At 43.2% G+C, this 12,598-nt stretch carries 12 protein-coding genes, 1 rRNA gene and 1 riboswitch; all 13 genes read left to right on the forward strand.

The window, feature by feature from the left end; genetic code table 11:
• Positions 1-104: ribosomal RNA gene (gene rrf / locus ACIQYG_RS12695) — 5S ribosomal RNA — on the forward strand; the annotation flags it as partial.
• A 459-nt stretch (positions 105-563) separates the two neighbouring features.
• Positions 564-764 carry an NETI motif-containing protein gene (locus ACIQYG_RS12700; RefSeq protein WP_095390347.1) on the forward strand — a complete coding sequence of 67 codons (201 nt, stop codon included), beginning with the start codon at positions 564-566 and terminating at the stop codon, positions 762-764.
• A 74-nt stretch (positions 765-838) separates the two neighbouring features.
• Positions 839-940: riboswitch (purine riboswitch) on the forward strand.
• A 181-nt stretch (positions 941-1,121) separates the two neighbouring features.
• Complete coding sequence (gene purE, locus ACIQYG_RS12705) at positions 1,122-1,610, forward strand: 5-(carboxyamino)imidazole ribonucleotide mutase (protein ID WP_252279620.1); 489 nt, start codon at positions 1,122-1,124, stop codon at positions 1,608-1,610.
• Positions 1,594-2,754: a 5-(carboxyamino)imidazole ribonucleotide synthase gene (gene purK, locus ACIQYG_RS12710; protein ID WP_402838509.1), complete on the forward strand. Its 1,161-nt coding sequence runs from the start codon at positions 1,594-1,596 to the stop codon at positions 2,752-2,754. Before purE ends, purK begins: the two co-directional genes overlap by 17 nt.
• Positions 2,751-4,043 (forward strand): adenylosuccinate lyase, encoded by a 1,293-nt coding sequence (purB, locus tag ACIQYG_RS12715; protein WP_402838511.1) that lies wholly within the window; start codon positions 2,751-2,753, stop codon positions 4,041-4,043. Before purK ends, purB begins: the two co-directional genes overlap by 4 nt.
• 102 nt (positions 4,044-4,145) lie before the next feature.
• The gene (purC, locus tag ACIQYG_RS12720) at positions 4,146-4,865 is read left to right on the forward strand and encodes a phosphoribosylaminoimidazolesuccinocarboxamide synthase (RefSeq protein WP_402838513.1); all 720 of its coding nucleotides are present in this window, start codon (positions 4,146-4,148) and stop codon (positions 4,863-4,865) included.
• Positions 4,858-5,112, forward strand: a complete 255-nt coding sequence (gene purS / locus ACIQYG_RS12725; protein ID WP_034306118.1) for a phosphoribosylformylglycinamidine synthase subunit PurS — start codon at positions 4,858-4,860, stop codon at positions 5,110-5,112. The genes purC and purS overlap by 8 nt, the downstream gene beginning before the upstream one ends.
• The gene (purQ, locus tag ACIQYG_RS12730; RefSeq protein ID WP_402838516.1) at positions 5,109-5,795 is read left to right on the forward strand and encodes a phosphoribosylformylglycinamidine synthase subunit PurQ; all 687 of its coding nucleotides are present in this window, start codon (positions 5,109-5,111) and stop codon (positions 5,793-5,795) included. Before purS ends, purQ begins: the two co-directional genes overlap by 4 nt.
• On the forward strand, positions 5,779-7,998 hold the full coding sequence (gene purL, locus ACIQYG_RS12735; protein ID WP_402838517.1) for a phosphoribosylformylglycinamidine synthase subunit PurL: 2,220 nt from the start codon (positions 5,779-5,781) through the stop codon (positions 7,996-7,998). The genes purQ and purL overlap by 17 nt, the downstream gene beginning before the upstream one ends.
• Positions 7,983-9,398 (forward strand): amidophosphoribosyltransferase, encoded by a 1,416-nt coding sequence (purF, locus tag ACIQYG_RS12740; RefSeq protein WP_192207627.1) that lies wholly within the window; start codon positions 7,983-7,985, stop codon positions 9,396-9,398. The genes purL and purF overlap by 16 nt, the downstream gene beginning before the upstream one ends.
• A 42-nt stretch (positions 9,399-9,440) precedes the next feature.
• On the forward strand, positions 9,441-10,466 hold the full coding sequence (gene purM / locus ACIQYG_RS12745; protein ID WP_098370360.1) for a phosphoribosylformylglycinamidine cyclo-ligase: 1,026 nt from the start codon (positions 9,441-9,443) through the stop codon (positions 10,464-10,466).
• Positions 10,466-11,041 carry a phosphoribosylglycinamide formyltransferase gene (gene purN / locus ACIQYG_RS12750; protein ID WP_402838521.1) on the forward strand — a complete coding sequence of 192 codons (576 nt, stop codon included), beginning with the start codon at positions 10,466-10,468 and terminating at the stop codon, positions 11,039-11,041. Before purM ends, purN begins: the two co-directional genes overlap by 1 nt.
• A gap of 18 nt (positions 11,042-11,059) precedes the next feature.
• Entirely contained in the window at positions 11,060-12,595 is a 1,536-nt protein-coding gene (purH, locus tag ACIQYG_RS12755; RefSeq protein WP_063595367.1) for a bifunctional phosphoribosylaminoimidazolecarboxamide formyltransferase/IMP cyclohydrolase, read from the forward strand.
• The last annotated feature ends 3 nt before the right edge of the window (positions 12,596-12,598 follow it).

Genomic DNA, 12,598 nt, shown 5'->3' on the forward strand with positions numbered 1-12,598 from the left:
AGCGAAGAGGTCACACCCGTTCCCATTCCGAACACGGCAGTTAAGCTCTTCAGCGCCGATGGTAGTTGGGGGTTTCCCCCTGTGAGAGTAGGACGCCGCCAAGCCATTTAAAAAGATCAGCCATCCGGCTGGTCTTTTTTTGCATTGCGATATTTTCAGCTTCAGGGAGGAGTGACGTAAATTAACATCTAAATCGGCCTGTAGGTTAATTTATTTCCAACAGCTTTCTTATATAATCGGTCTAACTTGAATTGAAATAATTCATGGGAGTAAGATACGAATATGTACCGATCATGAAGCAGGGGTTAATATCATGAAACAGGCTCTAGTAATTCAGGAGGGGGAGAAGGATAGGATATTGAAGGGGATGCATAGTTTATGAGTGTGGTGCTTTTACGGAAGGCAGGGATATCATATTCTGAGGCATTACGGACCTTCCATTATAAAGTAATCGATTTTATTCAAATGTATTCTTGTCTTTACTTGTGCTTTTCATTATACTAGGAAGAATTTATTATTGATAATATGCAAGGACAAAATAGAACTATGAAGGGATCGGTATTGTGAGTAAAAAGAGTAAGGAAAAGTTTGAAGTTATCGAGGGCGAGACGATTGATGCATGTTTAGATCGAATTAAAGCGGCAGGTTACTTTCCTGTAAGGCGAACGGAAGAGCCTATCTTTGCCGAGAGAATCGAGAATGGCAAAGTCCATTATGTGCCAGTTGATCGAAAAATTGTATTCGAAGCAAAATTAATTGAGTAAAACACGAACGATTAATTAATATCATGTAAAAATATTCGATTTTAACTTGACATTAAAATGTCCGGAAGGTAAGATGAAGTTACATTAATACATCTCATATAATCATGGGGATATGGCCCAAAAGTTTCTACCTGATGACCGTAAATCATCGGACTATGAGAAAAGCATCTGACTATTTCGGAAATTAGCCAAGTCTTTTTGTACTTTTTGCAAAAGGGCTTTCTTTTCCGGACAGGTTGCTTTCTCGATGAGGAAGCAACCTGTCCGGTTTTTTAATTTACATGTTTAAAGATAAATGATAAGCGTCCGTCTGCATACTCGGGACGCCATAATATGAGTGTTGGAGGGAAAGATGATATGAAACCGCAAGTTGGGGTTATTATGGGAAGTGTCTCGGATTGGGAAACGATGAAATACGCTTGTGAATCATTGGAACAGCTTGAGATTCCCTATGAAAAAAGAGTCGTTTCCGCCCACCGGACGCCGGATTTACTATTTGAATATGCAGAGAGTGCAAAAGATAGAGATATTAAAGTGATTATTGCCGGTGCAGGCGGGGCTGCACATCTTCCAGGTATGACCGCCGCTAAAACGATTGTCCCTGTTATTGGCGTGCCAATACAGTCGAAGGCATTAAATGGGATGGATTCGTTATTATCGATTGTTCAAATGCCTGGTGGCGTACCGGTTGCAACGGTTGCGATCGGAAAAGCCGGCGCAGTCAATGCCGGTTTGTTGGCGGCGCAAATATTAGCGGCTTTTGATTCTGACATTGCTGATAGGTTAGAGGCCTTACGAGACGAAACCAGAGAAAAGGTGTTACAGAGCAGTGAACAACTTAAATAATACAATCATTTTACCGGGACAGACCATTGGAATTATCGGCGGTGGGCAATTGGGCAGGATGATGGCCTTGTCGGCTAAGGCATCGGGCTTTAAGATAGCGGTCCTTGAGCCGACTGCAGAAGGTCCATGTGCTCAAGTGGCGGATATTGAAATCACTGGTGCTTATGATGATATCGAAGCATTGAAAAGGTTAGCTGACGTCAGTGATGTCATAACATACGAGTTTGAAAATATCAGCTCACAAGCCTTGGATTGGTTAAAGCAACATGCATTTCTTCCACAGGGCTCAGAATTATTAAAGCTGACACAGGATAGATTGACTGAAAAAAAAGCCATATCTGATGCAGGGGCTTCCGTTGCTCCATATCAGGAAATACAGGATATTTCAGAAATTTACCTTCATATAGAGAAATTAGGGTACCCTAGTGTGTTAAAAACGACGCGGGGCGGTTATGATGGAAAAGGGCAGTTGGTCATTAAGGAAGAAGCCGATATCAAAAAGGCTGAATCCCTGCTCAAAACAGGTGTATGTGTGCTGGAAGCCTGGATTCCTTTCGTAAAAGAAATATCCATCATCGTGACGCGTAAGGCGGATGGCGAGACAAGTCATTTTCCGATTGCGGAAAACATTCATATTGAAAACATTCTTCATAAAAGCATTGTTCCAGCCCGTATTAGTCAACAAGCTGAACGGAAAGCTATTAATGAAGCTTTGCAGCTTGCAGAGAAACTTGATTTGGTGGGGACATTGGCAGTCGAGATGTTTTTAACCGCTCAGGATGATATCATCATTAATGAATTAGCGCCAAGACCTCATAACTCAGGCCATTATACAATGGAGGCATGTGAGACTTCACAGTTTGAACAGCATATAAGGGCTGTCTGCAATTGGCCTCTCGGAAATACCGCGTTATTGAAGCCTGTTGTAATGATAAACATCCTTGGTGAGCATATCGGGCCCTTAATGGATGAAATTCCGACGCTTTCAGATTGGAAGGTTCACCTTTACGGTAAGAAAGAAGCCAAGCTTAAGCGGAAAATGGGTCATGTGAATATTTTACGTCCAACGATTGAGGAAGCTCTTTTGGAAAGTGATCGAAGCAAAATATGGAATCAACAGGTTGAAACGGAGGAAGTAAAATGATTGAACGTTATACCCGCCCAGAAATGGGAAACATTTGGACAGAAAAGAACCGCTTTAATGCGTGGTTGGAAGTTGAAATCTTAGCTTGTGAAGCATGGTCTGAACTAGGTGTCATTCCAAAAGAAGATGTGAAGCTTCTTCGCGAAAATGCTACATTCGATGTGGACCGTATCAATGAAATCGAAAAAGATACACGCCACGATGTTGTTGCTTTTACACGTGCGGTTTCTGAAACATTGGGTGAAGAACGGAAATGGGTCCATTACGGACTGACTTCTACTGATGTGGTGGATACAGCTCTTTCATATGTGATAAAGCAAGCGAATGAGATCCTTGCCAAGGATTTAAATAATTTCGTGGAGATCCTGAAAAATAAAGCGAAAGAACATAAATACACGGTTCAAATGGGACGTACACATGGAGTTCATGCTGAACCGACCACTTTTGGGTTGAAACTGGCTCTTTGGTATCAAGAAATGAAACGCAACGTAGAACGTTTTGAAGAAGCTAGAAAGAACATAGAGGTTGGGAAAATCTCTGGAGCTGTCGGAACCTACGCAAACATCGACCCGTTCGTTGAAAAATACGTTTGTGAAAAGCTTGGCCTTGAAGCAGCGCCAATTTCAACACAAACATTGCAACGCGATCGCCACGCACATTATATGAGCACATTGGCTTTAATTGCGACATCAATTGAAAAGTTCGCAGTGGAAATTCGCGGCTTGCAAAAAAGTGAAACACGCGAAGTGGAAGAATTCTTTGCAAAAGGGCAAAAAGGATCTTCGGCAATGCCTCATAAACGGAATCCAATCGGTTCTGAAAATATGACGGGTATGGCTCGTGTAATCCGCGGTTATATGATGACAGCATATGAGAATGTGCCATTATGGCATGAACGTGACATTTCGCATTCTTCTGCTGAGCGCATCATCTTGCCCGATGCAACGATCGCATTAAACTACATGCTGAACCGTTTCAGCAACATAGTGAAGAACTTGACCGTTTATCCAGAAAATATGAAACGCAATATGGACCGTACGCTGGGATTGATTTTCTCACAACGTGTGCTGCTCTCCCTTATCGATAAAGGACTTGTCCGTGAAGAAGCTTATGATACGGTTCAGCCGAAAGCGATGGAAGCATGGGAGCTTCAGGTTCCATTCAGAAGCCTGATCGAAAAGGATGATAAAATCACAAGCTTGCTTACGAAAGAAGAACTTGATGATTGTTTCGATCCTACACATCACCTGAAAAATGTTGATGTAATCTTTGATCGTTTAGGTTTATAAAAGTGAAGGCGGCAAACATGGCACCTCTAATGGTGATATGTTTGCCAAGCCTGATCAACGGCAGGAAGATTCATAATATTCACAATGTGGGGGTCTTGACAGATGGAAAAACGAGAATTGTTGTATGAAGGAAAAGCGAAACAGATTTTTGCAACGGACAACAGTGAAATAGTATGGGTGGAATACAAGGATTCCGCAACAGCGTTCAATGGTGGGAAGAAGTCAGAGATTGCTGGAAAAGGTAAGTTGAATAATCAAATTACTAGCTTACTATTTTCAAAGCTTGCCCAAGAGAATATCCCGTCCCATTTCATTGAAATGCTTTCCGACCGGGAGCAGCTAGTCAAAAGGGTATCCATCATTCCGCTTGAAGTCGTTGTCAGAAATACGGCTGCCGGCAGTTTTTCTAAAAGGACGGGCATTGAAGAAGGCCAGCCGCTCAAGAAAACGCTGATTGAGTTTTACTATAAAGACGACGAGCTCGGAGATCCTCTGTTAACGGAAGACCATATTGAAGAATTGGAACTTGCAAGCAAGGAAGATGTAGCGATTTTAAAAGAAAAGGCACAAGAAATCAGTATCGTCCTAACTTCCTTCTTTAAAGAGTTGGACATTAAATTAATTGATTTTAAATTAGAGTTCGGCAAAACCCCGAATGGAGACATTCTGCTGGCAGATGAAATTTCACCTGATACCTGCCGATTATGGGATATTAACACGAACGAAAAATTAGACAAAGATGTATTCCGCCGTGATTTAGGCAGTTTAACAGATGCTTACGAAAAAATACTAGCAAAGTTGGAGGGTACTCAACATGTATAAGGTTAAGGTATATATCACACTACGCGAAAGTGTACTAGATCCACAGGGAGCAGCAGTGCAACAATCACTTCATAGCTTGACATATAACGAAGTCAGTGATGTTCGAGTGGGGAAATACATTGAACTTACAATTAAGGATACGGATCGTGATTTAGATCAACTTGTGAAGGAAATGTGTGAAAAGCTATTGGCCAATACGGTAATTGAAGCTTACCGTTATGATGTTGAGGAGGTTATCACCCAATGAAATTTGCTGTCATAGTTTTCCCTGGCTCCAATTGTGATGTCGATATGTACCATGCGATAAAGGATGCACTGGGGGAAGAAGTGGAGTATGTTTGGCACTCTACAGACAATCTCGATCAGTATGATGGGATTCTCCTTCCTGGAGGTTTCTCTTATGGAGACTATTTACGCTCTGGAGCAATTGCACGATTTTCGAATGTAATGGCTGAAGTCGTAAAAGCGGCACAAGCAGGAAAGCCTGTCTTGGGTGTCTGCAATGGTTTTCAGATTTTACTAGAAGCAGGACTTTTACCTGGAGCGATGCGCCGTAATGAAGGCTTGAAATTCATTTGCCGCAATGTAGCATTGAAGGTTGAAAATAATCAATCGATGTTCACGACAGGATATGAATTAAATGAAACGATTACGATCCCGGTTGCCCATGGTGAAGGGAATTACTACTGCGATAATGAAACATTGGCTGAATTAAAACGAAATAACCGCATCTTGTTCACTTATGATGGTGAAAATCCAAACGGAAGCTTGGAACAAATAGCGGGAATTACAAATGAACAAGGAAATGTCCTCGGAATGATGCCTCATCCCGAACGTGCTGTTGATTCGCTGCTTGGCAGTAAAGACGGCTTAAAGATTTTTCAATCCATCGTAAAAAACTGGAGGGAATCACATGTTATTACAGCTTGAACCAAGTCCGGAAAAAATTAAATCGGATCGATTGTACGCAACTATGGGACTATCCGATGATGAATTTGCAATGGTGGAGAAAATCTTAGGCAGACTGCCGAATTATACGGAAACTGGATTGTTTTCAGTTATGTGGTCAGAGCATTGTTCCTACAAAAATTCAAAACCCATCTTAAGGAAGTTCCCGATTACAGGGGAGAAAGTGCTGCAAGGTCCTGGTGAAGGAGCAGGTATCGTTGATATCGGTGACGATCAGGCTGTCGTTTTTAAAATAGAAAGTCATAACCACCCTTCGGCAATAGAACCTTATCAAGGTGCTGCTACTGGTGTCGGCGGTATTATCCGTGATGTTTTCTCCATGGGTGCACGTCCGATCGCGATGTTGAACTCGCTTCGCTTCGGTGAGCTAGACAATGATCGCGTGAAATATTTATTTAAAGAAGTGGTTGCAGGGATTGCAGGATACGGGAATTGTATCGGAATTCCAACTGTCGGCGGAGAAATTCAATTTGATCCATCGTATGAAGGAAACCCTCTAGTCAATGCCATGTGTGTCGGTTTGATCGACCATAAGGACATTAAAAAAGGCCAAGCGCATGGAGTGGGCAACACAGTGATGTATGTGGGTGCCAAAACTGGACGTGATGGCATTCATGGAGCAACATTTGCATCTGAGGAGCTATCAGAGTCTTCTGAAGAAAAACGCCCTGCCGTACAAGTAGGCGATCCATTCATGGAGAAACTGCTATTGGAAGCATGCCTTGAATTGATTCAAAATGATGCCCTTGTTGGCATTCAGGATATGGGAGCAGCAGGTCTTACAAGCTCATCTGCCGAGATGGCGAGTAAAGCTGGCTCAGGAATAAAAATGAACCTTGATTTGGTACCGCAGCGTGAAACGGGAATGACAGCATATGAAATGATGCTTTCTGAATCACAAGAGCGGATGCTGATCGTTGTCACTAAGGGACGCGAGCAGGAAATCGTTGACTTGTTTACGAAATATGACCTAGAAGCGGTCGCTGTTGGAGAAGTAACGGATGATAAAAATCTAACTCTTTCCCATCAAGGTGAAATCGTTGCTGAGGTTCCTGTTGATGCACTGGCTGAAGAAGCTCCGATTTATCACAAGCCATCTGCAGAACCGCAATATTTCCGTGACTTCCAAAGCATGACGGCAGAAGTGCCGGTCATTGGAGATTATAAAGAAACATTGGTATCACTATTGAAGCAACCGACAATTTCGAGTAAGGAATGGGTCTACGACCAATATGATTATATGGTTCGCACGAATACAGTCGTTTCACCTGGATCGGATGCTGCAGTAGTGCGTGTACGGGGTACGAATAAGGCCCTTGCCATGACGACGGATTGCAACTCCCGCTTTATTTATTTAGATCCTGAAACAGGCGGCAAAATCGCAGTGGCTGAAGCTGCCCGTAACATCATTTGCTCGGGTGCTGAACCTTTAGCGATCACGGATTGCTTGAATTTTGGAAACCCAGAAAAACCTGAAATATTTTGGCAATTGGAAAAAGCGGCAGACGGTATGAGTGAAGCGTGCAGAAGCTTAAGTACTCCTGTAATTGGCGGAAATGTTTCCCTTTACAATGAAACGAATGGTGAAGCGATTTACCCGACACCTGTAGTTGGGATGGTTGGATTAGTCAGTGACCTTCAGCACATCACAACACAAACTTTTAAAAATGAATCCGATTTGATTTACGTGGTCGGCGAAGCGAAAGTTGAATTCGGAGGCAGTGAATTACAGAAAATGCTCGAGGGTAAAATCTTTGGACGCGCTCCAGAACTTGATTTGGCCGTTGAACAAAAACGTCAGCAGCAGATTCTAACTGCAATCCAAAAAGGACTTGTTGCATCTGCCCATGACCTTTCGGAAGGCGGTCTGGCAGTGGCTTTAGCTGAATCTTTATTCGGGGCTAGCAAACTTGGCGCAAAAGTGAATATATCCGGTGAACCGGTATCCGAATTATTCAGTGAAACGCAATCACGATTCCTACTGTCCATCAGTCCTGAAAACCAAACGGCATTTGAAGCACTTGTTGAAGATGCGATATGCATAGGCTCAGTAACGACAGATAATAAATTAGTCGTGGCAACAAGTGATAGTAAAGTATTGGAAGCGGACGTTGAAGATTTACAAACAGCTTGGAAGGGAGCCATACCATGCTTGCTGAAATAAGAAGCCTAAACGAAGAGTGTGGTGTTGTTGGAGTCTGGGGACACCCCGATGCTGCACAGCTTGCTTACTACGGTTTGCATAGCTTGCAACATCGTGGTCAAGAGGGAGCAGGCATCGTCGTGACGGATGGTGAGCAGATGTCCATCTCAAAGGGCGAAGGACTTGTCACAGAGATTTTCACTGCCGAAAAAATGCAGGCACTTTCCGGTACCGGAAAAGCGGCAATCGGCCATGTCCGTTATACAACGGCAGGCGGCGGCGGGTATCAAAATGTTCAGCCTTTCCTGTTCAATTCGCATACAGGAGGGCTGGCCCTTGCTCATAATGGGAATATCGTCAATGCCCATCAGTTAAAAGCACAGCTAGAAGGACAGGGAAGCATTTTTCAAACGACATCTGATACGGAAGTTCTGGCACATCTGATTAAACGCTCTGGCTACTCTGATGTAAGAGATTCCGTGAAGAACAGTTTAAGCATGCTGAAGGGAGCCTATGCCTTTGTCATCATGACCGAAAACCAAATGATCATGGCAAGAGATCCGCATGGCTTCCGCCCGCTTTCCTTGGGGAAAATAGGCGATGCCTATTTCGCTGCATCAGAAACATGTGCCCTTGACATTGTAGGAGCAGAATTCATCCGCGATATTGAGCCGGGTGAACTCGTTGTCATTAATGATGAGGGAATCACATCCGAGTACTTTTCGCTTTCCAGTCAACAGGCAATGTGCACGATGGAATACGTGTATTTTTCCCGTCCGGATAGCAACATTGATGGAATCAATGTTCATACGGCACGAAAAAACCTTGGTAAGCAAATGGCACTGGAAACTAAAATTGAAGCCGATGTAGTTACAGGTGTACCTGATTCCAGCATCTCGGCAGCGATTGGCTATGCTGAAGCTGCAGGCATTCCCTATGAAATGGGTTTAATAAAGAATCGTTATGTTGGACGGACATTCATTCAGCCATCACAAAGTTTGCGTGAACAAGGCGTGAAAATGAAACTATCACCTGTAAGAGGGGTAGTGGAAGGTAAGCGGGTCATAATGGTTGATGATTCAATCGTCCGTGGGACAACGAGCAGAAGGATTGTCCGCATGTTAAAAGATGCCGGGGCAAAAGAAGTGCATGTAGTTATCAGCTCACCACCGATCAAGAATCCATGTTTTTATGGCATAGACACGTCTAAAAAGGAAGAACTGATCGCGAGCTCTAAATCGGTGGAGGAAATAAGGGAAATCATCGGTGCTGATTCCTTAACTTTTTTAAGTGTCGAAGGTATGGTCGAAGCTATTGGACGACCGTTTCCTGGAGAAACGCGCGGTTCATGCCTAGCTTGTTTCACCGGAAATTATCCGACTGAAATTTTTGAATACGAACGAGAAAAAACAAAATGTTAATCAAGTCGGCAATGATGATTGATTTTCGGAGGAGGATTTCAAATGGCTAATGCATATAAACAGGCTGGTGTGGATATCGAGGCTGGTTATGAAGCGGTAAATCGAATGAAAAAACATGTAAAGCGCACATTTCGTCCAGAAGTAATGAATGGTCTGGGCGGTTTCGGCGGCATGTTTGATTTATCTTCCTTGAACCTTAAAGAACCTGTGCTCATTTCAGGTACGGATGGAGTGGGTACAAAACTTTTATTGGCGTTCATGATGGATAAACACGATACAATTGGAGTGGATTGTGTAGCTATGTGCGTCAATGATGTTGTCGTTCAAGGTGCTGCACCTTTATACTTTTTAGATTATATTGCCTGCGGTAAAGCAGATCCCGAAAGAATTGAAATGATCGTCAAAGGAATTGCAGATGGCTGTGAGCAGGCGGGCTGTGCTTTAATCGGCGGAGAAACGGCTGAAATGCCAGGCATGTACGAGACGGAAGAATACGATGTGGCAGGTTTTACTGTAGGTGCCGTTGAAAAATCACGTCTTATTACTGGTGAAGCAATCTCGGCTGGTGATGTCGTTATTGGACTCGCTTCAAGCGGCATCCACAGTAATGGGTATTCCCTTGTTCGTAAAATTCTTCTTGAAGACTCAGGCATGGGGCTTCATGACTTCGTGCCGGAATTGGATTGCAAGTTGGGAGAGGAATTATTAAAACCGACAAAAATCTATGTGAAGTCCGTTTTATCGACGTTGGAAAAATTTGAGGTTAATGGTCTTGCCCATATCACAGGTGGAGGATTCATCGAGAATATTCCGCGTATTCTTCCTGAAGGATGCGGTGTTGAAATCGAGCTTGGAAGCTGGGAAATTCCAACTATATTCTCATTCCTTGAAGAAAAAGGGAACCTTGTAAAAGAGGAAATGTTCAATATCTTCAATATGGGAATTGGAATGACGGCTGTCGTGAAAAAAGAAGTGGCATCCGATGTGCTAGCCCACCTGCGGTCTTGCGGTGAAGAAGCCTCAGTTATTGGAACGGTTGTGGATGGAAATGGAGTGTCGTTCAAATAATGAAACGCCTTGCTGTCTTTGCATCAGGTAACGGTAGTAATTTTCAATCAATTGCTGAAGCAATAAAAAGGGGGAAGTTGGAGGCGGAAATCTGTCTTGTCGTTTGCGATCGTGAAGATGCATATGTGCTTGAGAGGGCTAAGCTTGAGAATATTGATTCTTTCTCCTTTTCAGCGAAAAATTACTCCAACAAGACTGAGTATGAATCGGAAATCCTGGAAAAACTTCGCCAATATGAGATAGAATTTATCATTCTGGCTGGTTATATGCGTTTGATCGGACCGACATTATTACAAAAGTATTCACAGAGGATTGTGAATATCCACCCTTCACTTCTGCCTAGTTTTCCAGGCAAGGATGCAATTGGCCAGGCTTTTGATGCCGGGGTGAAGGAAACCGGGGTAACGGTTCATTACGTTGATGATGGAATGGACACAGGACCGGTCATTGCCCAAAAAGCAGTGCCAATTCTTGAGGGGGATACGAAAGACATCCTTCAAAAAAGGATTCAGGAAATGGAGCATGACCTATATCCGTCAGTTTTGCAGGAGCTATGCCACAAGAAACTTACTTAATGGAGGGACCAACATAACATGAAGAAACGTGCATTAATTAGTGTATCGGATAAAACAGGTATCGTAGAATTTGCTCAAGGTTTAATTGAAGCAGGTTTTGAAATCATTTCTACAGGCGGTACCAAAAAAACGCTGCAGGATAATGGGATTGAGGTAATTGGAATCAGTGACGTCACCGGTTTCCCGGAAATATTGGATGGACGTGTTAAAACGCTTCACCCGAATGTCCATGGAGCAGTGTTGGCAAAACATGATGACAAAAATCACGCAGCACAGCTTGCAGAGCATAATATTGAACCCATTCAACTTGTCTGTGTGAACCTATATCCATTCCAAGCGACTATTTCCAAACCGGAAGTCACTGTGGAAGATGCTATTGAAAACATCGATATCGGTGGACCGACAATGCTTCGTTCTTCTGCTAAAAACCACGAATATGTGACTGTTATCGTTGATTCCAATGATTATCCTACCGTATTGGCTGAGCTGAAACAAAACGGCGGGGTATCAAAAACCACGAATCGCCGCCTGGCTGCAAAAGTTTTCCGTCATACAGCAGCATATGATGCCGTTATTTCAGAGTACATGACAGAGCTTGCCGATGAAGAAAATCCTGAATCATTGACTGTTACCTATGAATTGAAACAGTCGCTTCGTTATGGGGAAAATCCACATCAAAAAGCCGCATTCTATAAAAAACCGCTTGGTTCCGTTTTCTCTATTGCAGAAGCGAATCAATTACATGGGAAAGAACTTTCATACAACAACATTAATGATGCTGATGCAGCACTTCAAATCGTTAAAGAATTCAATGAGCCGGCTGCAGTTGCAGTCAAACATATGAATCCTTGCGGCGTCGGTGTCGGTGCGACCATTTTGGAAGCATATGAAAAAGCTTATGAGGCAGATGCCACTTCCATTTTCGGTGGAATCATCGCTTTGAACCGTGAAGTCGATAAGGCGACTGCGGAAAAGCTTCATGAAATTTTCCTTGAAATCATCATTGCCCCTGGGTTTACACAAGAGGCAGTGGAAGTATTGACAAGCAAGAAAAACCTCCGTTTATTAACGATCGATTTCGACGCGGTTAAAAAGCCTGAACGTAAATTGACATCCATTGAAGGCGGATTACTTATTCAAGATCAGGATGCACATAGCTTAAAGGATGCAGAGGTAAAAGTGGCAACGAAACGTGAGCCTACCCCTGAAGAGTGGAAAGCCATGGAACTTGGCTGGAAAATCGTGAAACATGTCAAGTCGAATGCAATAGTGGTTTGTAACGATCAAATGACATTAGGTGTCGGCGCAGGCCAAATGAACCGTGTGGGAGCTGCAAAAATTGCTCTGGAACAAGCTGGGGAAAGAGCAACAGGAAGTGCATTGGCATCAGATGCTTTCTTCCCGATGGATGATACTGTAGAAGCGGCAGCGAAAGCGGGCGTCACGGCGATCATTCAGCCTGGTGGATCTGTTAAAGACGAGGATTCAATCAAGAAAGCTGATGAATATGGGATTACGATGGTGTTTACAGGAATTCGTCACTTTAAACATTAATCA

It is taken from the genome of Peribacillus sp. NPDC096622, assembly GCF_044762665.1.
GTDB classification, from domain to species: Bacteria; Bacillota; Bacilli; order Bacillales; family DSM-1321; genus Peribacillus; species Peribacillus frigoritolerans_B.